The sequence below is a fragment of the Williamsia sp. Y844 genome (assembly GCF_056786475.1).
On the sequence record NZ_JBXCJB010000006.1, the window covers coordinates 151,965 to 175,884 of the forward strand.

The 23,920-nt window shown below is 63.9% G+C and carries 21 protein-coding genes; 18 read left to right on the forward strand and 3 right to left on the reverse strand.

Annotated features, from left to right (window positions below):
• Positions 1 to 45 precede the first annotated feature (45 nt).
• Positions 46 to 447, forward strand: a complete 402-nt coding sequence (locus AC1TQG_RS27405) for a PaaI family thioesterase (protein ID WP_482142078.1) — start codon at positions 46 to 48, stop codon at positions 445 to 447.
• Positions 448 to 472: 25 nt separating this feature from the next.
• On the opposite strand, the gene AC1TQG_RS27410 is transcribed toward AC1TQG_RS27405, so the two are convergent.
• Positions 473 to 1,405 carry an asparaginase gene (locus AC1TQG_RS27410; protein ID WP_482142079.1) on the reverse strand — a complete coding sequence of 311 codons (933 nt, stop codon included), beginning with the start codon at positions 1,403 to 1,405 and terminating at the stop codon, positions 473 to 475.
• A 143-nt stretch (positions 1,406 to 1,548) separates the two neighbouring features.
• Between AC1TQG_RS27410 and AC1TQG_RS27415 the strand changes: the two genes are divergently transcribed.
• Positions 1,549 to 2,070 (forward strand): WKL family lipoprotein, encoded by a 522-nt coding sequence (locus AC1TQG_RS27415; protein ID WP_482142080.1) that lies wholly within the window; start codon positions 1,549 to 1,551, stop codon positions 2,068 to 2,070.
• A 121-nt stretch (positions 2,071 to 2,191) separates the two neighbouring features.
• On the opposite strand, the gene AC1TQG_RS27420 is transcribed toward AC1TQG_RS27415, so the two are convergent.
• A complete protein-coding gene (locus AC1TQG_RS27420; RefSeq protein WP_482142081.1) occupies positions 2,192 to 3,184 on the reverse strand; it encodes a hypothetical protein in 993 nt (330 codons plus the stop codon).
• 24 nt (positions 3,185 to 3,208) lie between these two features.
• Between AC1TQG_RS27420 and lspA the strand changes: the two genes are divergently transcribed.
• The 7 genes from lspA to ilvA all read left to right on the forward strand — a co-directional run bounded on the left by lspA (position 3,209) and on the right by ilvA (position 12,480).
• Positions 3,209 to 3,883 carry a signal peptidase II gene (gene lspA / locus AC1TQG_RS27425; protein WP_482142082.1) on the forward strand — a complete coding sequence of 225 codons (675 nt, stop codon included), beginning with the start codon at positions 3,209 to 3,211 and terminating at the stop codon, positions 3,881 to 3,883.
• Complete coding sequence (locus AC1TQG_RS27430) at positions 3,880 to 4,809, forward strand: RluA family pseudouridine synthase (RefSeq protein ID WP_482142083.1); 930 nt, start codon at positions 3,880 to 3,882, stop codon at positions 4,807 to 4,809. The genes lspA and AC1TQG_RS27430 overlap by 4 nt, the downstream gene beginning before the upstream one ends.
• Positions 4,810 to 4,811: 2 nt before the next feature.
• A complete protein-coding gene (locus AC1TQG_RS27435) occupies positions 4,812 to 5,480 on the forward strand; it encodes a hypothetical protein (protein ID WP_482142084.1) in 669 nt (222 codons plus the stop codon).
• 51 nt (positions 5,481 to 5,531) lie between these two features.
• Positions 5,532 to 6,794 (forward strand): serine/threonine-protein kinase, encoded by a 1,263-nt coding sequence (locus tag AC1TQG_RS27440; RefSeq protein WP_482142085.1) that lies wholly within the window; start codon positions 5,532 to 5,534, stop codon positions 6,792 to 6,794.
• A 194-nt stretch (positions 6,795 to 6,988) separates the two neighbouring features.
• Entirely contained in the window at positions 6,989 to 10,540 is a 3,552-nt protein-coding gene (dnaE, locus tag AC1TQG_RS27445; protein ID WP_482142086.1) for a DNA polymerase III subunit alpha, read from the forward strand.
• A gap of 91 nt (positions 10,541 to 10,631) precedes the next feature.
• Positions 10,632 to 11,069, forward strand: a complete 438-nt coding sequence (locus AC1TQG_RS27450) for a nitroreductase family deazaflavin-dependent oxidoreductase (RefSeq protein ID WP_482142087.1) — start codon at positions 10,632 to 10,634, stop codon at positions 11,067 to 11,069.
• Between the two features lie 55 nt (positions 11,070 to 11,124).
• Positions 11,125 to 12,480, forward strand: a complete 1,356-nt coding sequence (gene ilvA, locus AC1TQG_RS27455; RefSeq protein WP_482142088.1) for a threonine ammonia-lyase IlvA — start codon at positions 11,125 to 11,127, stop codon at positions 12,478 to 12,480.
• A 98-nt stretch (positions 12,481 to 12,578) separates the two neighbouring features.
• Here the strand turns inward: ilvA and treZ are convergent, their stop codons facing one another.
• The gene (treZ, locus tag AC1TQG_RS27460; RefSeq protein WP_482142089.1) at positions 12,579 to 14,294 is read right to left on the reverse strand and encodes a malto-oligosyltrehalose trehalohydrolase; all 1,716 of its coding nucleotides are present in this window, start codon (positions 14,292 to 14,294) and stop codon (positions 12,579 to 12,581) included.
• A 433-nt stretch (positions 14,295 to 14,727) separates the two neighbouring features.
• Here treZ and AC1TQG_RS27465 point away from each other — a divergent pair, with 433 nt between their 5' ends.
• Genes AC1TQG_RS27465 through AC1TQG_RS27505 form a run of 9 tightly spaced genes read left to right on the forward strand, consistent with a single transcriptional unit; the run spans position 14,728 to position 23,902 of the window.
• On the forward strand, positions 14,728 to 15,468 hold the full coding sequence (locus AC1TQG_RS27465; protein ID WP_482142155.1) for an MlaE family ABC transporter permease: 741 nt from the start codon (positions 14,728 to 14,730) through the stop codon (positions 15,466 to 15,468).
• Between the two features lies 1 nt (position 15,469).
• Positions 15,470 to 16,336 (forward strand): ABC transporter permease, encoded by an 867-nt coding sequence (locus AC1TQG_RS27470; protein ID WP_482142090.1) that lies wholly within the window; start codon positions 15,470 to 15,472, stop codon positions 16,334 to 16,336.
• A gap of 4 nt (positions 16,337 to 16,340) precedes the next feature.
• A complete protein-coding gene (locus AC1TQG_RS27475) occupies positions 16,341 to 17,642 on the forward strand; it encodes an MlaD family protein (protein ID WP_482142091.1) in 1,302 nt (433 codons plus the stop codon).
• Positions 17,639 to 18,658, forward strand: coding sequence for an MCE family protein (locus AC1TQG_RS27480; protein WP_482142092.1), 1,020 nt, complete (start codon positions 17,639 to 17,641; stop codon positions 18,656 to 18,658). The genes AC1TQG_RS27475 and AC1TQG_RS27480 overlap by 4 nt, the downstream gene beginning before the upstream one ends.
• On the forward strand, positions 18,655 to 19,659 hold the full coding sequence (locus tag AC1TQG_RS27485; protein WP_482142093.1) for an MCE family protein: 1,005 nt from the start codon (positions 18,655 to 18,657) through the stop codon (positions 19,657 to 19,659). Before AC1TQG_RS27480 ends, AC1TQG_RS27485 begins: the two co-directional genes overlap by 4 nt.
• Entirely contained in the window at positions 19,653 to 20,777 is a 1,125-nt protein-coding gene (locus AC1TQG_RS27490) for an MCE family protein (protein WP_482142094.1), read from the forward strand. The genes AC1TQG_RS27485 and AC1TQG_RS27490 overlap by 7 nt, the downstream gene beginning before the upstream one ends.
• A complete protein-coding gene (locus tag AC1TQG_RS27495) occupies positions 20,774 to 21,922 on the forward strand; it encodes an MlaD family protein (RefSeq protein ID WP_482142095.1) in 1,149 nt (382 codons plus the stop codon). The genes AC1TQG_RS27490 and AC1TQG_RS27495 overlap by 4 nt, the downstream gene beginning before the upstream one ends.
• Before the next feature lie 10 nt (positions 21,923 to 21,932).
• Positions 21,933 to 23,090 carry an MlaD family protein gene (locus tag AC1TQG_RS27500; RefSeq protein WP_482142096.1) on the forward strand — a complete coding sequence of 386 codons (1,158 nt, stop codon included), beginning with the start codon at positions 21,933 to 21,935 and terminating at the stop codon, positions 23,088 to 23,090.
• A 56-nt stretch (positions 23,091 to 23,146) separates the two neighbouring features.
• Positions 23,147 to 23,902, forward strand: a complete 756-nt coding sequence (locus AC1TQG_RS27505; RefSeq protein ID WP_482142097.1) for a hypothetical protein — start codon at positions 23,147 to 23,149, stop codon at positions 23,900 to 23,902.
• Positions 23,903 to 23,920 lie beyond the last annotated feature (18 nt).

Consider the following 23,920-nt stretch of genomic DNA (forward strand, 5'->3'; position numbering starts at 1 on the left):
GCAGGTAATGGACTGCGCGCACCTGCCAAGTGCACGCTGGTGGCCATGACCGATACCGAGGGAACCCAGCTGTTTCACACGACGATGCCGTTCACCGAGAAGCTGGGGATCGAGGTGCTCGAGCACGGACCGAACCTGGTTCGTAGCCGGCTGGCCTGGGACGAGAGCTTGTGCACCCTGGGCGGAGTGCTCCACGGCGGGGCGCTGATGTCGCTGGCCGATGCCACGGCCGCGGTATGCGCGTACCTGAATCTGCCCGCGGGGAAAGCGGGCACGACCACGGTTGAATCGAAGACGAACTTTCTGCGCGCCGTGCGGTCGGGCCACGCCATCGCGTCGGCGACACCTTTGCACGCCGGCAGCAGATTCATTGTGGTCGAGACGGAAATCTCTGACGATGCCGGAAAACTCGTCGGGAAGGTCACGCAGACCCAAGCCGTGCTCTGAGGATGACCGGTTGACCGGCTGTGGTTCAGACGGTGGCAAAGAAGTCGGAGATTTCCTCTCGGCCGCCGCCCCCGGCGAGTATCGCCTGCACCGCGATTCGTGCCTGTGACGCGCGAAGCCATGGCGAGATCACGGCGCCGCGCTTGATCAAATCGATTGCGCCGCCGCCGCCGCCGTAGAGCGGCACCACCTCACCAAGGGGAACCCGCGAACACACGACCACTGGCAGCCCGCGATTGATCACTCGATCGACGGCCGCGACAACGTCGGGATGAGTGTTCCCGGAACCGCTGGCCGACAGCACAATTGCGGCGGCACCGACATCGGCGGCCCGGTCGAGGATCTGGGGGTCGATGCCCGGATAGAGGGCGATGGTGTCGACCCGGACACCGGCGATCGGAGCGGTCGGCACCAGTCGGCGGGGTAGTCCCGGATGAACCTGCCGGAACGGCATCGGTGTTCGGGTGTCGAACTTGGAAGCACCGCGTGCGGCGACCACCTCTCCGCCCATGGCGATCAGGACCCCACGCCCGCGCATGTCGGGGTCGAGGACCATTGCGATGGCCGCGTCGATATTGGCCGGACCGTCGGCATCGGGGGAGTCCGCGGGTAGTTGCGCGCCGGTCACGACAACCGGCCGGGGATCGGCGTGCATCAGGTCGAGAAGCATTGCGGTCTCTTCCATGGTGTCGGTGCCGTGTGTGACCACAACCCCGGACACGTCAGGATCGGCGAGTTCGGATGCCACCGCCTGCCGGATCGCATCCTGATCGGTGGGGAGCAGTGCCCCCGAATCGACCTGCACCACCTCGCGGACCCGCAGTTCGGTCTCGTCCGATGCTGCGGCCGCAACGAGTTCGGCACCACCGACATCCGGACGCGCTCCGTCGGCGAAGCGGCGACTCGCGATGGTCCCTCCGGTGGTGAGAATTGACACCACAGCCTGCTTGTACGCCATGCAGGTCAGCTTTGACTCCCTGACCGTACGGGTCAAATCCAGAAGCATTTGGCATAGTGGGTCGGGACCGATGCCGATTTGGCCCAACGACCAGATTCACCTGTCACTTCCGGTGACCGGTTGTGAAATGAGAAGGACGGATTTTGAAGCTTCGTAAGTTCGTGACCGCCGGAGTCGCAGTATGCGCCTTCCTGTCCATTGCTGCCTGCTCCGACGACGACGGCGGCTCGACCACCACCACCACGACTACGTCGTCTGTCAGTTCTGAGGCCCCGGGCGAGGGCGGGCTGACCGACTCCAGCAAGCCGCCGACCGCCGCGCAGCTCAACACCATGCTGGAGACGGCGCTGGATCCGAATGTGCCTGCCAGTGAGAAGACCAAGCTGGTGCAGAACTCCGACAAGGATCCCGGACTCTTCGACAAGCTGGTCGAGGCCGCCCAGGCCAACCCGGACCTGGACTACCAGATCGTTGCCCCGGTCCGCCCCGCGGGCAAGGACCAGGCCAAGGCCAACGTCAAGGTCAAGCTCCCGGACACCCCGGAGCAGCAGCTCGAGGCTTTGATCGTCTTCGATCAGGGCACCTGGAAGCTGTCCTCGACCACGGTCTGCCTGCTTCTGTCGGCTGCCAACGAGACCAGCCCGATGTGCCCGGCCACCAGCTAGGACACACGTTGACCTGAGCAATCGGGACGACAACAGATACAAGACCAGCACCGGCGCCGAACGCGAACTCTTCGCGATCGGCGCCGGTGCTGCTGTGCGCTGGGTCGTGCGGTGACCAGTGCTACTGCGACCACGTCGAGTTGAAACCGAGGAGCTGCCGGAACTGGGTTCCATCGCCGCCGACCAGGGTGCGACCACCGGAAATGTTCATCTGACCGGAGACGGGCACACCCCGCGTCAGATCGATGACGACTGTTCCGCCACCGGTCATCGAATAGCTCTCGATGTTCAGGGTGCCGCCCTCGGGAAGCCGGAACACCGAGTTGTTCGGCGATTCATCGATGGTGAACTCGATCGTCAGCCGGTCGCCCTCACGTTCGGTGAGCGTTGCATTGATCGTCTGACGCACACTGGCTCCGGCGTTGACGGTCCGGACGGCCTCCCATCGTGCCCCGACCCCGATGGGCTCGGTTGGCAGGGTGACCGATCGCTGGAAGGTGGAGATGAGGGCTTCCTCCACCGCCTGACGTGCGTTGTCGTCCGCGTCCTTGCCCGGCAGGATCCGAAGTGAGATGGGCGCCATACCTGTGCCGATGCTCATACCGGCCCGCGAGCCGTCCTGGGCTTTGAGTGCTTCGTTCAGGGCGGTGTCGGGGGAGCCGGCGGCACCGATCTGCAGGTCGATGTCGGTTGCATCGGTGCAGTTGACGCGGGACGTCATCGGTAGGTCCACCGTGGTCGCCGACGAGGCGGCACCCTCGCCGTCCGGGGAGGCGAACGTCGACGTCGTCACGAGCTTGGCGGGTTGTGCGCTGGCCCGGTCGAACGCGCTCAGCGCCACCCCGAGGGGCTCGTCACCTGCGGTTTCCAGGGTGACCTTCGCGGGCGGGACCGGTAGTAGAGCCGCGTCCGTGGAACCGGCGGTGGAATCGGTGGCGCATCCCGTCGGTGCGGGAGGAGGGGTGCTTTCGTCGTTCGATCCACATCCGGCCAGGCCGAGGGTCAGGATCAGGGCCGCGGCGAGGGATCCGACCGGTCGCGACAACAGGGGAAGGTGGGGAATCGACAGAAATCGGACTCGGGTCGATGACCGGAGCGGAGCAGGAGAGGACACGGCCGCCAGCGTATCGAGTCACTCATGGATGATGGACAGGTGACAAGCGAGCCCACCCCCCAGTCAGCCGGCGATTCGACCGCTGACGCAGCCCCGCAACCGGCCCGGCCCAAGGTCTGGGTGACCCTGGTGATCGTCGCCGTCGTGATCCTGATCGCCGACCTCGTGACCAAGATCATCGCGGTCGCGGTGATCGAACCCGGGGATCCGATCGAGATCATCGGCGACACGGTCACCTTCAAACTGGTGCGCAACAGTGGCGCGGCCTTCTCGATGGCCACCGGATACACGTGGGTCCTGACGATCGTCGCGCTCGCCGTGGTGGTCGGGATCGTGCGGTACAGCAGTCGGCTCGGTTCGATCTGGTGGGCCGTCGGTCTCGGGTTGGTGCTCGGTGGCGCCGTCGGCAACCTGATCGACCGCATGTTCCGGTCGCCCGGCGTACTCCGAGGGCACGTCGTCGACTTCGTGTCGGTCGGATGGTGGCCGGTGTTCAACGTCGCCGACTCGGCGGTGGTCTGTGGCGCCGTCCTCCTGGTGGGTCTGACCCTCTTCGGGTTCGAGTTCGACGGAACCCGCGCCGGCGACCGCCGCGACGACGACCACCGGGCCGACGACACCAGCACCTCGACAACAACAAAGGCAGTGAACGACAACGTGAGCACGGATGATTCAACAGAGAACGGCCGCGACGCATGACCCGGGAATCACGGTCCATGCCGATTCCGGACGGTCTCGACGGTATGCGAGCCGATGCGGGCGTCGCCCGGATGCTCGGATTGTCGCGGACGGTTGCGGCGACACTTGCCGACGACGGTGACATCAGCGTCGAGGGTGCACCGGTCGGCAAGTCCCACAAGCTGGTCGGCGGTCAATGGCTCGAAGTGGTGCTCCCTGCACCGGCGCGGGTCCTGACCATCGAGGCACAACCGGTCGAAGGCATGGAGATCATCTATTCCGACGACGACATCGTGGTGGTCGACAAGCCGGTCGGGGTCGCGGCCCATGCGTCGGTCGGGTGGACCGGACCGACCGTCATCGGCGGTCTGGCGGCAGCGGGATTCCGTATCTCGACCTCGGGAGCCCATGAGCGGCAGGGCATCGTGCACCGGTTGGACGTGGGTACCTCGGGTGTGATGGTGGTCGCCACCTCCGAACGCGCGTACACCTCGCTCAAGCGGGCCTTCAAGCAGCGCACCGTGGACAAGCGCTATCACGCTGTGGTCCAGGGGCATCCGGATCCGCGCAGTGGGACTATCGACGCCCCGATCGGCCGCAGCCGCGGAAACGACTGGAAGTTCACGGTCTCGGCCTCGGGCAAACACAGCATCACCCACTACGACACCGTCGAGATGTTCCGGTCTGCAAGCCTTCTCGATGTGCATCTGGAGACCGGCCGCACACATCAGATCCGGGTGCATTTCTCGGCCCTGCACCATCCCTGCTGCGGCGACCTCACGTACGGCGCCGATCCGGTGCTCGCCGCCCGGCTCGGGCTGGAGCGGCAGTGGCTGCACGCCAGGGCGTTGTCGTTCGCTCATCCGGCTGACGGTCGACTGGTGGAGTTCACGAGTCCGTATCCGGCGGATCTGCAGCGTGCGCTGGACATTCTCCGGGCCGGTTAGCCATGAGTTCGGCCGTCCGCACCGCACTTGGCCTGTTGGCCGTGATCGTGGTGCTGGTGGCCGGCCTGTATGTGGTCGGTGTGGTCAATCCGGTCCCGAAGCCGGTGGTCACCGATGATGTCCTGGGCCCAGACAACGGGGAACAGGTCGCCGGTTATCTGGCCCGCGCCGAGGAGTCGTTGTCCGGACCCGACACCGACCGGTGGGCGCTGATCTCGTTGTCGGCGGCGAACTCACTCGACCAGGGCTGGGATCTGGGCACTTCATATCCGACGATGTTGCTGTCGCAGAACATCTTCAACGTGCAGATCAACAGAGTTCAGACACCGACGGTGCGGGCCGCGACCGGCAACACCAAGGATTCGTTCTACTGGTCGGAGCAGATCGCTGCCGAGCAGGTGATCGTCCGGTCGACAGGTACCGACCGCGCCGAGCAGGTCGGTGCGGTGGCCGCAGCACGGCTGCGGGCCGGATGCACGTGCCTGATCGGACTGGTGGTCCGCGATCGGCTCGCCGTCCTGCAGCAGGTCGCCACCGCTCCGGGGGTCCGGGCGGTTGAGGCATTGCCAACCGATGCCTCGGCGGGCATGTTCACCGTGATTCCGTTGCTCCCGTCAATGGTCGATGTCGTCGAACCGGTGCCCGACGATGGACCCATTCCGGCGAGCTAGCTCGTTATATGGTGTGCCCTAGACAATTCGCGAGTTGTGGGAGGGGACACCATGTTGCAGCCGGGGTCCTGGATTGCCGGGTATCGGGTGGAGCGTGCCCTCGGTAGTGGCGGCATGGGCGCGGTATACCTGGCCAAACATCCCGAACTGCCGCGCAGTGACGCCATCAAGGTGCTCGGTGAGCAGGTCGGGCAGGACGATCAGTTCCGTAAGCGGTTCTTGCGGGAGGCCGAGGTCGCTGCCGGACTCGACCACCCCAACATCGTCACGATCTACAACCGGGGCAGCAACGACGGCATGCTCTGGATCTCGATGCAGTACGTCGCAGGCACCGACTGTGCGCAGGAATTGCAGCGTGCGCAGGAGAGGGCCGGTGCGCAGGTGGGTTTGCCGCCGCAGCGGGTCGTCCGGATCGCCGGTGAGATCGCCCGTGGCCTCGACTACGCACATCGGCGCGGGTTGCTGCACCGTGACATCAAACCGGCCAACATCCTGCTGTCGGAATATGAGTCGAGCGAATTCGGTGACGGGATCGACCGCGGCTACACCACCGATGCCGATGAACAGCGGGTGTTGCTGACCGACTTCGGTGTGGCCAAGGCGGCCAACGAGACCGAATCGCTGACCGTCGTCGGAACAGTCCTCGCGACGTTGTCCTATGCCTCGCCCGAGCAGCTCAAAGGCCAGTCGGTCGATGCCCGAACAGATCAGTACTCCTTGGCGGCCACCACGTTTCATCTGCTGGCCGGCCGGGTTCCGTTCAAGGGTGACGGCACCGCCGACGTCATCGCCGGACATCTGAGCAAGCCGGTGCCGCGGTTGTCCGAGATGGTCCCTGCGGTGCCGCCCGCCGTTGATTCGGTCATCGCCAAGGCCATGGCCAAGGAGGCCGACGACAGGTTCGCCAACTGCAGGCAGTTCACCGACGCATTGCAATCAGCACTACGTCAGGGGATGTCCGCCTACTCGCCGTCGGTCTCGGCCAGGCCACCGGTGACCTCCCGCCCGGCAGGTCCGGTGACACCGCTGCCGCGGCACTCCACGCCAACGCCCAACCAATCCGCCGGACCCCAGTCGCTCGGGCAGCAGCAGCCGGGGCAGAGCGCTGCCCCGCGGTACCAGCAGGCGACGCCGTCGCCCGCGCACCAGGTCTCGCCGCAGTATTCGCAGCCACGACATCCCGCCCAAAATCAGTCGGGGGCCAATGCCTCAGGTACCGGTGCCTCGGATTCCAACGCGGTGATGATCGCCTTGCTGATCGGGTTGGTCGTGGTGGCCATCGCGATCGTGGTGGCGATCTTCCTGGTCGCATGACGGGGTCACAGTGCGTTGCATGACGAGGTCACAGTGCGTCGCAACAGGCACATCCGTCACTTCCTGATGAGGTGTCCGCCGCGCCTGTCCGAGCTCGTCGGTAGCCCCGCCTAGACTGAAGGCCTTGCGCCCGCGACCCGCTCTCGGCGGTGGTGTCGGCGTGGTGTTCGAGAGTTCGAATTGAGAGGTAGCGCGTGTCGGATTCGTTTGTCCATCTGCACAACCACACTGAGTACTCGATGCTCGACGGGGCCGCCAAGGTCAAACCGATGATGACCGAGGCCACCCGGTTGGAGATGCCCGCGATCGGCATGACCGACCACGGAAACATGTTCGGCGGCAGTGAGTTCTACAACGTTGCCACCGATATGGGCGTCAAGCCGATCATCGGTATCGAGGCGTACATCGCACCGGAGTCGCGTCTGAACACCAAACGCGTCCTGTGGGGCAGCCGGGACCAGAAGGGCGACGACGTCTCGGGTAGCGGCGCCTATACCCACATGACGATGGTGGCCGAGAACGCCACCGGTCTGCGCAACCTGTTCAGGCTGTCGTCGAGGGCGTCGATCGAGGGACAACTCGGCAAGTGGTCCCGCATGGATGCGGAGATCATCGCGGAGCATTCCGAGGGCATCATCGCCACCACCGGTTGTCCGTCCGGCGAGGTCCAGACGCGACTGCGACTCGGCCATGAGCGCGAAGCACTCGAAGCCGCCGCCAAGTGGCAGGACATCTTCGGCAAAGAGAACTTCTTCCTGGAGCTGATGGAACACGGCCTCGAGATCGAGAGCCGCGTCCGCGACGGTTTGCTCGAGATCTCTCGCAAGCTCGGGATCCCACCGTTGGTCACCAACGACTGCCATTACGTCACCAAAGATCACGCCGCCAGCCACGAGGCGTTGCTCTGTGTGCAGACCGGCAAGACGCTGTCCGATCCGACGCGGTTCAAATTCAGCGGCGACGGCTATTACCTGAAGTCGGCCGCCGAGATGCGCGAGCTCTGGGACCAGGAGGTACCCGGCGGCTGCGACAACACGCTGCTCATCGCCGAGCGGGTACAGAGTTACTCCGAGGTCTTCGAGCATCGTGACCGGATGCCGATCTTCCCGGTGCCCGAAGGCGAGACGCAGCCGAGCTTTTTGCGCAAAGAGGTCGAACAAGGTCTGAAGACCCGGCGGTTCCCGGACCGGGAGGTGCCGCAGGAATACCTCGATCGGGCGAGCTACGAACTCGACGTGATCATCCAGATGGGTTTCCCCGCTTACTTTTTGGTGGTCGGAGACCTCATCCGGCATGCCAACGAGGTCGGCATCCGGGTGGGTCCGGGCCGTGGATCGGCCGCCGGGTCACTGGTGGCCTGGGCGCTGGGCATCACCAATATCGACCCGATTCCGTACGGCCTGCTGTTCGAGCGGTTCCTCAACCCCGAGCGTGTGTCGATGCCCGATATCGACATCGACTTCGATGATCGTCGTCGTGGCGACATGGTGCGGTACGCGACCGAACGGTGGGGTAGCGACAAGGTCGCCCAGGTCATCACTTTCGGAACCATCAAGACCAAGGCCGCGATCAAGGACTCGGCCCGCGTCCAGTTCGGCCAGCCCGGTTATGCGATCGCCGACCGCATCACCAAGGCACTGCCGCCGCCGATCATGGCCAAGGACATCACGATTGCCGGTATCACCGATACCGGCCATGAGCGGTACAAAGAGGCCAGCGAGGTCCGCACGCTCATCGAGACCGATCCGGATGTCAAGAAGATCTACGACACCGCCCTCGGCCTCGAAGGTCTGATCCGTAACGCCGGCGTCCATGCCTGCGCGGTGATCATGTCGTCCGAGCCGCTGACAGAGGCGATCCCGGTGTGGAAGCGCGCGCAGGACGGCGCCATCATCACCGGCTGGGATTACCCGTCGTGTGAGGCCATCGGTCTGTTGAAGATGGACTTTTTGGGGTTGCGCAACCTCACGGTCATCGGCGACACCATCGACAACATCAAACTCAACCGGAACATCGACATCGACCTCGATGCACTGCCGCTCGATGATCCGGCCACCTATGAGTTGGTGGCGCGCGGCGACACGCTCGGCGTCTTCCAGCTCGACGGTGGACCGATGCGTGAGTTGCTCAAACGTATGCAGCCCACCGGGTTCGGTGACATCGTCGCGGTGCTGGCGCTCTACCGTCCGGGTCCGATGGGCATGAACGCCCACAACGACTATGCCGACCGTAAGAACAACCGGCAGCCGGTCAGCCCGATTCATCCGGAGCTCGAAGAGCCGCTCAAGGAGATCCTCGGCGACACCTACGGTCTGATCGTCTACCAAGAGCAGATCATGCAGATCGCGCAAAAGGTGGCCGGGTACTCGCTCGGACAGGCCGACATCCTGCGTCGGGCCATGGGTAAGAAGAAACTCTCGGTGCTCGAAGAGGCCTACGCCGGGTTCCGGCAAGGCATGCTGGACAACGAATTCTCCGAGGCCGCGATCAAGGCACTGTGGGACACGATTCTGCCGTTCGCCGGCTACGCGTTCAACAAGTCGCATGCTGCCGGTTATGGTCTGGTCTCGTTCTGGACCGCGTATCTCAAAGCCAACTATCCGGCCGAGTACATGGCGGGCCTGCTCACCTCGGTGGCCGACGACAAGGACAAGGCCGCCATCTATCTGGCCGACTGCCGACGCCTCGGGATCACGGTGCTACCACCGGATGTCAACGAGTCGCAGCAGAACTTCTCCGCCGTCGGTGAGGACATCCGGTTCGGTATGGCCGCGGTGCGCAACGTCGGAAGCGGCGTGGTCGCCTCGATCATCGAAGCGCGCAAAGAGAAGTCGAATTTCACGAGCTTCTCGGACTACCTGGCGAAGATCAGCGTGACCGCCTGCAACAAGAAGGTCACCGAATCGCTCATCAAGGCCGGCGCCTTCGACTCGCTCGATCATCCGCGCAAGGGCCTGTTCCTGGTCCACGCGGACGCGGTTGACGCGGTCCTGGGTACCAAGAAGGCCGAGGCGATCGGACAGTTCGATCTGTTCGGTGACGCCGGTGGTGACGGCGGCGGCGGTGTCACCGACGATGCGTTCGCGGTGAAGGTCCCGGACGAAGAGTGGGATACGAAACACAAACTCGCACTCGAACGAGAGATGTTGGGGCTCTACGTGTCCGGCCATCCGCTCAACGGCGTCGAGCACGTCATCTCGGCCCAGACGGACACGTCGATCACCTCGTTGCTCGAAGGCAATGCCAAAGACGGTGCGCAGATCGTGATCGGCGGCATCATCTCGGCCGTCACCCGACGGGTCAACAAGAAGGGCGAGTCGTACGCCGTTGTCCAGATCGAGGACATGGTCGGTGGCGTCGAGGTCTATTTCTTCCCGCGGGCCTATCAGGCATTCGGCATGGACATCGCCGCCGATGCGGTGGTGTTGGTGAAGGCGCGCGTCAACCTACGTGATGACAGCATGATGATTTCCGCGAATGATCTTGCCGTACCTGATCTTTCGCATGTCGGAGTCGCCAAGCCGGTGTCGTTGATCATGCCGACGAGGTTGTGCACCGCCGACCGGGTCAGCGCGCTCAAGCAGGTGCTGGTCCGTCATCCCGGAACCTCCGACGTCCACGTCCGGTTGACCAGCGGCTCCAAGGAGACCACGCTGAAACTCGACGATCAGCTCCGCGTCAACCCGACGTCGGCACTGATGGGTGATCTCAAGGCGTTGCTCGGACCGTCCTGTTTGAGCGTTTAGACCCCCAACGGGCAGGAATATCGGCCCGGCGGGGGAGGTTGACCGGAATTCGTGCACGCGGTTCGTGCACGTGAACACATATGGAGGATCGATGCCACTACAGGGTGAATACGAGCCGAGTACTTCCGACTGGGCGCGCAAGCAGGCCGAAGAGATCGAAAAGTCGGGCGGCACCAAGGGCACCGAGCTCGAGGGTATGCCGGTGGTGGTGCTCACCACCGTGGGCAACAAGTCCGGCAAACTCCGTAAATCCCCGCTGATGCGGGTGGAGCACGACGGCAAGTACGCCGTCGTCGCATCGTTGGGCGGGGCACCGAAGAACCCGGTCTGGTACTACAACGTCGTCGCCCACCCGCAGGTCCAACTCCAGGACGGCCCGAAGGTCCAGGACATGGTCGCCCGCGAGGTGTTCGGTGAGGAGAAGGCGATCTGGTGGGAGCGCGCAGTGGAGGCATACCCGCCATACGCCGACTACCAGAAGAAGACCGATCGCCAGATCCCGGTGTTTGTGCTCGAGCCCGCGCAGTAACCGGGCAGGTGTGGCGGCGGGAACCGCGTTTTGGTGAAGTGAGACCATTGCGGGCGTGACTAGTGGATCTTCGACCGACAACACCATCGCCACACCGCTCGATGCCGCCGCAATCGACGCGGCGGCCGAGCGCATCAGTGACGTGGTTGTCGCCTCTCCGCTGCAGCTCTGCGAGCGGTTGTCCGCGCGCACCGGCGCAACGGTCTACCTCAAGCGAGAAGACCTGCAGTCGGTGCGCTCGTACAAGATTCGTGGCGCCTACAACGTCATGGCGCAGCTGACCGACGCCGAACGTGACGCCGGTGTGGTCGCCGCCAGCGCAGGCAATCATGCGCAGGGCGTTGCTTACGCGGCCCGCACCATGGGGATTCGGGCCCGGATCTACGTACCGATCAACACACCCAAACAAAAGTGCGACCGGATTCGTTGGCACGGTGGGGAGTTCGTCGAACTCATCGCCGTCGGAGACACCTACGACGCTGCGGCGGCCGCGGCGCTGACCGATGTCGCGGCCACCGGAGCCACCTGGATCCATGCGTTCGACGACCCTCGCACCGCAGCCGGACAGGGCACCATCGCCAAGGAGATCGTCGCCCAACTCGGGGTGATGCCCGATCTGGTGGTCGTGCCGGTGGGCGGTGGTGGCGCGCTGGCCGGCATCACGACCTATCTCCGTGCGCACAGTGACAAGGTGCGCATCGTCGGTGTCGAACCGACCGGTGCGATCTCGCTGTCCGCAGCGCTTGTCGACGGTGGTCCGGTCACCTTGAACAAGATCGACTCATTTGTCGACGGTGCCGCCGTCAGGCGCATCGGGAACATCGGGCATCAGGTCATGGTTGCCGCAGGCGCGACCGTCGCCTCGCATCCGGACCTCCCGCCGGCGAGCACGGTGCATCACGACGTCGACAAGTTGCCCATCGGCGGCTCGCACATCACGCATGTCGACGAGGGCGCGATCTGCTCGGCCATGCTGGAGCTCTATCAGAACGAGGGCATCATCGCCGAGCCTGCCGGTGCGCTGTCGGTGACCGCGCTCGACGACCTGCCGATCGAACCGGGCTGGACTGTGGTCTGTCTGCTCTCGGGCGGCAACAATGACGTCTCGCGGTACGGCGAGGTCATCGAACGATCGCTGGTTCATCGCGGGCTCAAGCACTACTTCCTGGTGGACTTCCCGCAGGAACCCGGCGCCCTGCGGAGATTCCTCGACGAGGTGCTCGGCCCGGACGACGACATCACGCTGTTCGAGTACGTCAAGCGCAACAACCGGGAGACCGGTGCCGCACTGGTCGGTGTGGAACTCGGATCGCCGGACGGTCTGGGCCCGCTGCTCGGCCGGATCGACAACTCGCGCCTGACCTGTGAGCGTCTCGAACCCGGATCCCCGGCCTACCGCTACCTCACCTGACCCGGACCCCACTACTCAAACGCTCCGGTTATACGAAGATGCTCCACAAATATGTGGAGCATCCTCGTATAACCGGAGCGTTTGGGGGGGCGAGGGGATCAGGTCCGGCGGATGACGATTGCGTTGTGTCCGGCCATTACGCCGTCCGGAGTAGGCGGTTCCCAGGCCAGCAAGACGGTGCCGGTGAACGGCAAAGGGACCGACTGCCCGGTCAGCGTCACCACCGTGGTGATTCCGCCGCGGTGCATGGCGAACCAGGTATCGTCGGCGGCCCAATCGGTGGCCACCGAATCGAAGGTGTTCGCAGTCAGATCGGGTTCGCGGGCACGCAGCGCGATCAGTGCGCGGTAGAAGGCGAGCACCCGGGCGTGCTCGCCGACGCCGACCTCGTCCCAGCGCAACTTGGAGCGCTCAAAGGTCGCCGGGGCCTGCGGATCGGGGACTTCGGCGGCATCCCAGCCGTGTTCGGCGAATTCGGCCTTGCGGCCGTTCGCGGTCGCCTCACCGAGTTCGTCTTCCGGATGCGAGGTGAAGAACTGGAACGGTGTGCTCGCCGCCCATTCCTCACCCATGAACAGCATCGGGGTGAATGCGGAGGTCAGGACCAGCGCCGCCTTCACCGCGAGTTGTCCGGCACTCAGGTATTCGCTGGGCCGGTCGCCGATCGCGCGGTTGCCGATCTGATCGTGGTTGCACGTGTAGACCACCAGTGAGGTGGCCTTGACCAGCTCCGGTTCGATCGGCAGGCCGTGCCTGCGACGCCGGAAGGACGAGTATGTCCCGGCGTGGAGAAAACCTTCCCGCAGGACCTTCGACAGGCTTTCGAGATTGCCGAAGTCGGCGTAATAGCCCTGGCGCTCGCCCGAGACCGCGGTGTGGATTGCGTGGTGGACGTCGTCACACCATTGCGCGGCCAGGCCGTACCCGCCGAACTCGCGCGGGGTGATCAGCCGGGGGTCGTTGAGGTCGCTCTCCGCGATCAGTGACAGGGGTCGGCCCACCCGGGCCGAGAGTTCGTCGGTGCGGATCTGGAGTTCGTCGAGCAGATGCAGTGCGGTCCGGTCGACGAGGGCATGCACGGCATCGAGTCGTAGGCCGTCCGCATGGAAGACCTCCATCCATCGCAGTGCGGAGCCGAGGATGAACTCGCGGACGTCGTCGGAGTCGGCCTCGTCCAGGTTCACCGCCTGCCCCCACGAGTTGGCGCCGGAGGTCATATACGGGCCGAAGTTCGGGAGGTAATTGCCCGAAGGTCCGAGGTGGTTGTAGACGGCGTCGATGATGACGCCGAGCCCACGCTCGTGGGCTGCGTCCACAAACCGAACCAGCGCGTCCGGGCCGCCGTAGGGTTCGTGGACTGCGTACCAGCCGACACCGTCGTAGCCCCAGTTGTGGGTACCGTTGACGGCATTGACCGGCATCAGTTCGACGAAATTCACGCCGAGTGAAACCAGATGATCGAGTCTGTCGATCGCCGAATCCAGGGTTCCGGCGGCCGTGAACGTCCCGATGTGCAGCTCGTAGATGACCGCTCCGGCGACCGGCTTGCCCACCCAGTCGGTATCGGTCCAGACCTGCTCCGCGATCTCGTGAACCTGACTGAGTCCGTGGACGCCATCCGGCTGTCTCGCCGAACGCGGATCGGGGAGTGGCTCGGTGGCATCGTCGATCAGGTATCCGTACCGCGCGCCGGGTGCGGCGCTGACCGGAGATTCCCACCAGCCGCCAGGGCGCGGCAGCATCTCGTGTCTCGTACCGTCGATGATCACGCGCATCTTCTGTGCGGCAGGCGCCCACACCGGGAGGAATGTCACCCCCGAACCGTATGTCCTCGGAGCCGAGAACGCTGTATGTGCAGTCTTCTGGTTGCGGCCCCTCTCGATGGGCTAAGTTAACGAAGAATCGCACCGGGTACCGATCAGGATCGGGACCTGGGCTAGTGTGACTTCGCACGCTTCCATTTCTCGGGGGAGTTTTCCGGAGTCCCGTATTGCATCAGTTGCGCTACGGAACCAGGTTTTCAGGGGGACCACGCGTGTTCGTTGGGTGGTTCGATATCCATATGGCACTATGAGCGAACTCACACGATGCAGTTACGTGTGGCGGGGACAACGAAGGTAGGGCGTGACTACACAATCCGTGACGGCAGGCACCGGGGGAGCTGCCGCGACACGCAGAAGGCCGGCACCGCTCACTCGGTGGTTTCGTGAGCACATCGTTGCCTCGTTCGAGACCTTCGGCCGGCAGATGACGCTGTTCCTCGAAGTCTTCAAAGTTCTCTTTGTCGACATCGTGAAGCGGCGGTTCCCGTTCGGTGAGTTCATCCGCCAATGTGCGTTCATGGCGAACACCTCGGTGATCCCCACCCTGCTGGTGGCGATCCCGGTCGGCGTGATCGTCTCGATTCAGGTCGGCAACATCGCCAATCAGATCGGTGCCACCTCGTTTTCGGGTGCGGCCACCGGCCTCGGCGTCATCCGGCAGGGCGCTCCGCTGGTGACCTCGCTGCTGCTCGCCGGGGCCGTCGGCTCGGCCATCGCGGCGGATCTCGGTTCTCGCACGATTCGCGACGAGATCGACGCGATGAGGGTCATGGGCGTCAACCCGACCCAGCGGCTCATCTCGCCGCGACTGCTCGCGACGATGGTTGTCAGTTTCCTGCTCTGTGGCTTTGTCTGCTTCATCGGATTCGTCACCGGCTATGTGTTCAACGTCTACGCGCAGGGAGGTACGCCGGGTAGCTATACCGGCACATTCGCGTCGTTTGCCAGTCCGGCCGATCTCGCTTTCGCCATTCTCAAAGCGGTGATCTTCGGTGCGATCGTTGCCGTGGTCGCATGCGATCGCGGTCTCAACACCAAAGGCGGACCGTCCGGCGTCGCGAACTCGGTGAACGCCGCCGTCGTCAATTCGGTGATCCTGCTGTTCACGGTCAACGTCATCCTGACCCAGATCTTCGCCGTGCTCGTCCCGACGAGGGTGGTCTGAGATGGTTGCGTCCAAATACACGCCCCCGGTACTGAAGCCGGTCGAGTGGGGCAAGAAGGTCTATGAGGGACCCCGCGACGTCCTGGTTCTGATCGGTCACCAGGTCACGTTCCTGGTCCGTTCGGTCGGGGCTGTCCCGATCGCGTTCAAGCACTACAGCAAAGAGATCTGGCGCCTGCTCTCCGACGTCACCTGGGGCAACGGTGCCATCGTGGTCGGCGGCGGCACGATCGGCGTCATCATCCTGCTGGGCATCATGGGCGGCGCCACGGTCGGCATCGAGGGCTACACCGCGCTGAACCTGCTCGGGATGTCGCCGGTGACCGGTGCCGTGTCGGCGTTCGCGACAACCCGCGAACTCGGCCCGCTGCTCGCGGCCGTGGCATTCACCGCGCAATCGGGCTGCCGGTTCACCGCGCAACTGGGATCCATGCGCATCAGTGAAGAGATCGACGCGCTCGAATCGATCGCGATCCGTCCGATGCCGTATCTCGTCACCACCCGGATGATCGCGGCCGTCATCTGCATCATCCCGCTGTATTCGGTCTCACTCGCCGCGAATTACATTGCCTGTCAAGTGATGTTCCAGGTGCAGAGCGGTCAGGGCAACGGGGTCTATCTGTCCTACTTCTACCAGTTCATCCTGTCGCGCGACATGGTCTACTCGGTTATCAAAGTAGTCATCTTCGTCATGCTGACAACGTTCATCCAGTGCTACTACGGCTTCTTCGCCTCGGGTGGTCCCGAGGGTGTCGGGGTGGCCGCCGGGCACGCGATCAGGTTGTCGATCATCGTGCTGGTGTTCGCGAATCTCTTGTTGACACTTGTCTTCTGGGGTCTGTCGCCCGGCATCAGGATCTCGGGGTGATGGCATGAAGGTCGACACAACCGGGCGGAACCCATCGGCGACGCAGTACCTTCTGCGCGGTGTCGCGTTCGTGATCGTCCTCATCCTGATCCTGGCGGTGCTCGCATTGCGGTACCAGGGGGCGTTCGACGAAAAGGTCGAAGTAACAGCCAGTCTCGAGGACATCGGGGACGGCCTGGTCAGCCAGGCGGATGTGCGTTACAACGGGCTCATCGTCGGTGTGGTCACCTCGATCGACGTCACCGACACCAGCTTGTCGGACGTGAACATCAACATCATTCCCGAACAGGCGCCGGGCATTCCGGCCAACGTGACCGCCCGGACGGTCCCGAGCAACCTCTTCGGGGTCAACTCGGTGGAGCTGATCCCGCCTGCCGACCCGAACGGTCATCTGTCGAGCGGGAGCAAGATCGTCGCGGACGAGTCCAAGGAGACCATCGCCCTGCAGTCGGTGCAGAACGAACTCCGCGAACTGTTCACCGCGGTACCGCCCGAGGAGATCGGTCGCGTCCTGGCGACGATCGCCGAGGCGCTGCGCGGTGGTGGCAATGTGTTCAGCGCATTTGTCGGCACCCTCAATCAGTACTGGGAACAGATCAATGCCCAGTTCCCTGACGGTGCGCCGCCGGGCTTCGACAACTTCAACGACTCCATGCAGGGAATCGAAGAGTCCACGCCCGCACTCCTCGACGCGATGGGGCGAGCGGTTGTGCCGTCGCTGACGATCATCGAGCGTCAGCGTGAACTCGTGAGCACCCTGACCGCCGCACAGGGCATGATCGACGGCCTGCAGACGCTGTTCGCGGCCAACGGAGATGGCGGAATCCGCATCGTCAACGACCTGAACATCATGACCGGAGCCATTGCCGTGGATGCCGACGCGCTGCCGCAGAGCCTGCGCGCACTCAACGTGCTTGCCGCCAAGGTGCTGACCGTGTTCACCGGCACCAACGGCAAACCCCTGCTCAACATCGGTGTCAGCTTCAGCCCGTTTCAGATGTACAAGCATCAGAACTGCCCGGTCTACGACGGCGGGGAATACGGCATCACCCGCGGGCCGGGCTGTACCGGACCCGGTACCGGCACCGGACCGACCAGTTCGGGTCCGCTGGCGATCACCCCCGCCGGGGCAACCACCTCCGATGCAACAACTGACATGAGCCCGGCGTCTGCGCCGGGTGTGGTCACCACCGCGACCGACAACAAGACACTGCAGGCCGCGCTGGACCGGGAGCCGTCGGCGGCCGACACGTTGATGCTGGGTCCGCTGGTGCAGTCCGTCCAGGTTCAGGGAGGTGGGAGATGAGTTATCGCAAGCCGTTGATCGGATTCAGTCTCTTTGCCGTCCTGGCGCTGGTGCTGACCTGGACGATCTGGTCGACGCTGGAGCGGTCGGTACCGGGGGAGACGGCCAAGTACACCGCCCACTTCAACGACGTGGCCGGTCTGCACGAAGGTGATGACGTGCGGATGGCAGGCGTCCGGGTGGGCCGGGTGGCGTCGATCGAGCTCGATCGCAACCGCGCCGAAGTGCAGTTCGAGGTCCAGAACGACCAGTCGGTCTTCACCAACACCCGCGCATCGATCAAATATCAGAATCTCATCGGACAGCGATACCTCGGCTTGGAACTGGTCAACGACTCCGAGCAGCAGCGGATGAAGGCGGGTTCGACGTTGCAGGAGCCGTCGCAGGACTCGTTCGACGTGTCGGCTTTGCTGGCCGGGTTCCAACCGGTGTTCGACACCCTGGAACCGGAGCAGGTCAACGCGCTCTCGGAGAGTCTGGTCCAGACATTCCAGGGCAATGAGGTCTCACTGAGTTACACGATCGCCCAGATCGGCGAGGTGGCCTCCGACTTTGCCAACCGCGACCAGGTGATCGCCGCCATCATCACGAACCTCAGTGCGGTCATGGGAGATCTGAGCAAGCAGGGCGAACAGATGCAGGAGCTCGTGAACAATCTGGCCGGTCTGATCGAGGGGCTCAACGCCAACTCGCCCGCGCTGGGTGCCTCGGTCGACAGCATCGGCAGCGCCACCGACCGTCTCGGCGGGCTGCTCGGTCAGATCCGTCCGGATGTCGAATCGATCGGCAGCGGCCTGCGATCCACCACCAGCGAGCTGATCGGCGTCGGCGCCAAGCTCGACCAGCTGGCCATCGACCTGCCACTGTTCCTGGTGCATTTCCCGATGGTCATGGGTCAGGGCACATACCTGAACATCTATGCCTGCGACCTGGATGTCTCCATCGGTGGGGTGTTGTTCCCGCCGGGATTGATCAGCCAGATCGGCGGCTCAGAACATTCGGTGGTGTGCCGATGAGCGTGTTCAGTCGTGATCGCATGCGAACGAGCTGGCGCAACAGCCGGTTCATCTGGCTTGGTGTCCTCGGTGCGGTGGCTTTGCTGGTTGTTGTGATGGCGACGTTTGTGTTGTCCGACTCCGGAATCGGCAAGCGCGAGTACACGGGCGACTTCTCGCAGGCCGGAGGTATTCGGACCGGTGACAAGGTTCGGGTGGCCGGTATCGATGTCGGTGAGGTGTCGTCGACCAAGCTGGCAGGCGACCACGTCAAGATCGGCATGGAGGTGGACAAGGACGTCGAGGTGATGGTGGACGGCTCGGCGGAGATCAAACTCTCGACGTTGCTGGGTCAGCGGTTCATCGACCTCAAGATCGGGGATTCGACCGAGCAGCTGAGCGGATCCCGCATCCCCAACACCCAGGTGCCCTACGACCTGCAGAAGACGATCGAGCGCGGCACGCCGGTCCTGGCAGGCATCAACGCCGGCGAACTCGCAGGCAGCGTCGACGCACTGAACAAACAGTTGGCCGATGCGCCAGGGGTCACCCGGCAGACGCTCGATGCGCTGACACAGATGTCGCAGGTGATCACCGATCGCACCGACCAGATCAACCTGCTGATCCAGGACACCGAGACGGTGACCGATGTGATCACCAGCAGCCAGTACCAGCTGTCGGTGATCGTCGGGCAGGGTCAGCTGCTGGCACAGAAGATCGCCACCCGGCAGGAAATGGTGATGCGCCTGCTCGACGGTGTTGCCGAGCTGTCGAACGAGATGGAGGCGCTGGCGGCGGAGAACAACAACGAGTTCGCGCCCCTGGTCATGAACCTGAACACGATCTCGGAAGGGATGGAGAAGAACCGGGACAACCTGCGGCATCTGCTCGAGGTGCTGCCGTTGACGGTGCGCTCGATCGCGAACACCACGGGATCGGGTCCGTACGCGATGGGTTATCTCCCGTGGGGCCTGTTCCCCGACAACTGGCTCTGCGCAGCGAATGTGGTGGCCGGATGCTGACTCGGACCGATACTCATCTGCTGGGGGCACAGGTGCGCCGCACTGTTGTCCTGATCGCGGTCCTGCTCACCACGGCCCTGGTGGGTACCGGTTGTTCGCTGATCCCTGAGGGTCTGAAACATGCTGCGGGACAGTCGATCAAGCTGACGGCCTACTTCGACAGCGTCGCGGGCCTGTATGTCGACAACGATGTCTCGGTGCTCGGGATGCCGGTGGGCCGGGTTCTGTCGATCACTCCGGAGGGCGAACACGTCAAGGTCGAGTTCACCGTCGACAATGACATCCCGATTCCCGCCGATGCCACCGCCGCGATCATCAACACCTCGTTGGTGACCACCCGGCACGTCGAGTTGTCGCCGCCGTATGTCGAAGGGGCGAAGCTCGAAGAAGGCGACACGCTGGCGAACGCGAAGTCGCCGGTGGAGATCGGCACGCTGTTCGACACCGTCGACAATCTGGTGCAAGAGTTCGCGTCCGACCCGGATGGCAACGGTCCACTCGGCGACATGTTGACGATCTCGGCCGGCATCTTCGGCGGCAACGGTGAGCGCATGAAGACCGCGATCGACGAGCTCAGCAAGTTCGCACAGGTCGGTGTCGACAACGGTGACGCCCTGGTCGAGGTGATCAAGAACATGTCGGAGCTGACCACGGCCCTGGTGGACAACTACCCGAAGATGACCGCATTCTCCGCGTCGCTCACCGAGGTGTCGCAGATGCTGGGCGACCAGTCGGTCGGCCTGCAGGCCACACTCGGAGCGCTCAACCAGACCCTCAACAACACCGCCACGTTCCTCGAGGCCAACACCAACACCCTCGGTGGTGCGATGGGCCGGCTGGCCGGACTGATCAGCAACCTGAGCGATTATTCGCGCCAACTGGTCGACACCATCGATGTTGCGCCGTTGGCCTTCGAGAACCTGGCGAACTCCGTGTCGACGGAGCAACGGGCTTGGCGCGCACAGGTTCTGGTGGACAAGTCGCTGCTCGACAACGAGCTCCTCTCGACATTCTGTGAGGCGATCAATTTGCATGCTGACGGTTGCCGGACCGGCAAGTTGACCGGCTTCGGCTCGGACCTCGGTGTGTTCTCGGCGCTGGTGGAGTTGAGCAGATGAGGAATGTGCAGCGCACCGGGCAGAAGTGGACCGGACAGAAGTGGACCGGACATCGACTGCGGGCGACCGTGATCGCCGGCCTGGCAGCAATGATGTTGTTGTCGGGTTGTGGTGCGATCCCGGGGCTGACCATCGAACAGCTCCCGATGCCCGCACCGGGTGGCGTCGGAGACGGCTATGAGATCAAGGGATCCTTCGGCAACGCGCTCAACCTGCCGTCGCGGGCCAAGGTGAAGCTCAACGGCAACGACGTCGGACTCGTGGAGACGATCACCGCCAACAACTACCGGGCAGATGTCACCATGCGCGTTCGCAAGGACATCGAGCTGCCTGTCGGTACCGGCGCACAGCTGCGCCAGGCCACTCCGCTCGGCGACGTTTTCGTCGCGTTGCTCCCGCCGGCCGAGGCCACGTCGGCGGCGTTGATGGCGTCGGGCGACACACTGACCGGTGAGATGACCGAGGCCGCAACGGTGGAGGATTTGCTGGTGACCGCGACCGCGTTTGTCGACGGTGGTGCCATCAAGAATCTGACCGAGATCATCAACGAACTCTCTGATGCGATCGGCGGCAAGTCGGAGGATCTGACCGGTGTGATCCAGGGGCTGACCACCGGTGTCAGCCGTCTTGCGATGAACACCGAGGAGATCGACACCTCGCTCGCGTCGCTGAACGCGGTGACCACCGACCTGGCCGACGGCCGGAATCAGTTGGTGGCGTCGCTCGGCACGGTTGGCCCGGCATTGGACGTCGTCAACGGCCAGATCCCGTCGATCGTGACGACGATGAACAAGACCAAGGCGGTCACCGATGCGCTCAACGACTTCCTGGACAGCCAGAGTCAGAACACGGTCGAGCTGACGAACAATCTCGCCGTCGATGTCGAGGCCTTCGGTCGCGCCGCCGGTGAACTCGGTCCGCTGGCCGACAGGCTCAAGGTGCTGACCCCCAAGTGGGTCGATGCGACACCCGGTAGCGCGGCCACCGTGTCCGCGAGGGTCTGGTACCTGTCGCCGGGATTCGGATTCGATTCGCGCAGCAGGCTTCCCGAGATGGAGGATCTCACCAATGGTGTCAACAGCCTGGAACAGACTCTGACCAGGGTGCTGGCCCGGCTGACCGGTACCCGCGGATGTTGTGGGTGAGGGGACAGCGATGACAGCGTGGTTGCTGAAACACAAGATATTGCTCTCGAACCTTGCCCTGGTGCTCGTGATGTTCGTCGGCCTCGGCTATCTGAGTTTGGGGGTGCTGCGCTGGCGGCCGCTGGATGACACGTACGAGCTGACCGTGGAGTTCGCCAATTCCGGTGGCGTGCAGAGCACATCGGACGTGACGTTGCGCGGGGCCAGGGTCGGTGCGGTCGACCAGATCCGGACCACTCCGACCTCGGTCGAGGTGAAGGTCGTGATCGACTCCAAATACAAGATCAGCAAGGATTCGCACGTCGCCGCGCTCGGTTTGTCCGCCGTCGGTGAACAATACGTCGACTTCCAGCCGAGTACCGCTGACGGACCGTACTTTTCGAATGGTGACAAGATCTCGACCACACAGACGTCGTCGACGGTCGCATTCCCGAAACTGCTCGAGTCGTCGCTCGACGTGGTGCGGCAGATCGATGCAGAGAAGCTGCGCATCACCATCGACGAGCTCGACGTCGCGCTCGACAGCGGTGGTAAGAATCAGTTGCGTGCGCTGTTCAACAGCGGCGGCGTGATCTTTGCCGATCTCTATCGGGTACTCCCGGAAACGGTCACGTTGATCCAGAACACCGGAACGATCCTGGAGACGACGGCCGATATCCAGCCGGATCTGGGAACACTGACCACCGGGATGAGCGAACTGATCGATGCCCTGGCTGCCTCGGATGAGGAGTTGCGTACCTTCCTCGGCCGGGCGCCTGCGCAGCTGACAACCCTGGGCGGATCGCTCAACCAGCTGACCGATCCGTTGTCGGGTGTGCTCACGCAGTTCCTCGACATCGCCGAGCAGGGCGCGTTGCGTGCTCCGGCCCTGGTGAATCTGTTCCCGGCGATCCGCGACGGGGCGATCACCGCGCAGTCGATGTTCCACGACGGCGCCTGGTGGGCTTACGGGTCGATCTATCCACGTCCGTACTGCGACTACCCGGTGTTGCCGGAACCGCCGACCGAAATCCTCGAGGCCTCGGTACCGGTCAACCTGTACTGCGTGACCGAGGATCAGACACAACAGATACGCGGGGCATCCAACGCGCCACGTCCGCCCGGTGATGACACCGCCGGTCCGCCACCGAATTTCGATCCGAATGCGCGTACCGCCCCGTTGGGCTGAGCTGCGAGAGCACCACGCGCCACCGTCCGACAATTGTTATGAGGTAGAAACGCCGTATGGCCGAGAACAACAAACCTGAAACCGAAGGCGAGCCCACCGAGGGTGTCTCGGTGAGCAAGAAGCCGACCGGGAAGCCGCGACGCAAAGCAGCAGGCTCCGAGGCCGACGTCCCGACAGTCGAAGCCGCGGTGCCGGGCCGCGTCGTGAGCGACTCGAATACCAAGGGCGGCAAGCAGATCACCATCAGCGTTGCGGTCGTCGGAAAAATTCTGGCAGGCGCGGTGGTTGTTGCCTTGTTGGGTGCCGTGATCTTCTTCGGCGTCAACTGGAAGTCGGACAAGGCCAAGCTCGATGCGGCATCGGATGCGAAGGCGGCGTCCAACTACTTCGTCACCCAACTGCTCGATTCGATGAACACCACCACCGCCGGTGAGTACGTCAATCGGATGTCGCCGTTGACCACCGGTGCATTCCGGGACAACCTGCTCAACGAGCGGGAGAAGACCCAGACCGACATCGCGTCGATGCAGCTGAAGATCACACCTGAGATCTGGTCGTCGGGTGTGGTGTCCAATACGACCGACACGGCAACCACTCTGGTGGTCGCCGAGATCACCGGCACCAGCAGTGTGGCGACCACCCCGGTCACCAACCTGGGCATGTTCCAGCTGACGCTGGAGAAGCACGACGGGAAATGGCTGGTATCCCAGATGGATCCGGGTCCGTCGAGCACCGGTGTTGATCCGAACGCCACCGCGCCCGCACCGACCACCGCGCCCGCTCCGGCCACCGCGCCCGCTCCCGCCGGCTGACCGGGAAGTACCCCCGAG

Bases quoted from the DNA above. Each gene is read 5' to 3' on its own strand.
- AC1TQG_RS27405 (WP_482142078.1), top strand. From the start codon at position 46: ATGACCGATACCGAGGGAACCCAGCTGTTTCACACGACGATGCCGTTC.
- AC1TQG_RS27410 (WP_482142079.1), bottom strand. From the start codon at position 1,405: ATGGCGTACAAGCAGGCTGTGGTGTCAATTCTCACCACCGGAGGGACC.
- lspA (WP_482142082.1), top strand. From the start codon at position 3,209: ATGGATGATGGACAGGTGACAAGCGAGCCCACCCCCCAGTCAGCCGGC.
- AC1TQG_RS27430 (WP_482142083.1), top strand. From the start codon at position 3,880: ATGACCCGGGAATCACGGTCCATGCCGATTCCGGACGGTCTCGACGGT.
- AC1TQG_RS27435 (WP_482142084.1), top strand. From the start codon at position 4,812: ATGAGTTCGGCCGTCCGCACCGCACTTGGCCTGTTGGCCGTGATCGTG.
- AC1TQG_RS27440 (WP_482142085.1), top strand. From the start codon at position 5,532: ATGTTGCAGCCGGGGTCCTGGATTGCCGGGTATCGGGTGGAGCGTGCC.
- AC1TQG_RS27450 (WP_482142087.1), top strand. From the start codon at position 10,632: ATGCCACTACAGGGTGAATACGAGCCGAGTACTTCCGACTGGGCGCGC.
- AC1TQG_RS27465 (WP_482142155.1), top strand. From the start codon at position 14,728: ATGACGCTGTTCCTCGAAGTCTTCAAAGTTCTCTTTGTCGACATCGTG.
- AC1TQG_RS27470 (WP_482142090.1), top strand. From the start codon at position 15,470: ATGGTTGCGTCCAAATACACGCCCCCGGTACTGAAGCCGGTCGAGTGG.
- AC1TQG_RS27475 (WP_482142091.1), top strand. From the start codon at position 16,341: ATGAAGGTCGACACAACCGGGCGGAACCCATCGGCGACGCAGTACCTT.
- AC1TQG_RS27480 (WP_482142092.1), top strand. From the start codon at position 17,639: ATGAGTTATCGCAAGCCGTTGATCGGATTCAGTCTCTTTGCCGTCCTG.
- AC1TQG_RS27485 (WP_482142093.1), top strand. From the start codon at position 18,655: ATGAGCGTGTTCAGTCGTGATCGCATGCGAACGAGCTGGCGCAACAGC.
- AC1TQG_RS27490 (WP_482142094.1), top strand. From the start codon at position 19,653: ATGCTGACTCGGACCGATACTCATCTGCTGGGGGCACAGGTGCGCCGC.
- AC1TQG_RS27495 (WP_482142095.1), top strand. From the start codon at position 20,774: ATGAGGAATGTGCAGCGCACCGGGCAGAAGTGGACCGGACAGAAGTGG.
- AC1TQG_RS27500 (WP_482142096.1), top strand. From the start codon at position 21,933: ATGACAGCGTGGTTGCTGAAACACAAGATATTGCTCTCGAACCTTGCC.
- AC1TQG_RS27505 (WP_482142097.1), top strand. From the start codon at position 23,147: ATGGCCGAGAACAACAAACCTGAAACCGAAGGCGAGCCCACCGAGGGT.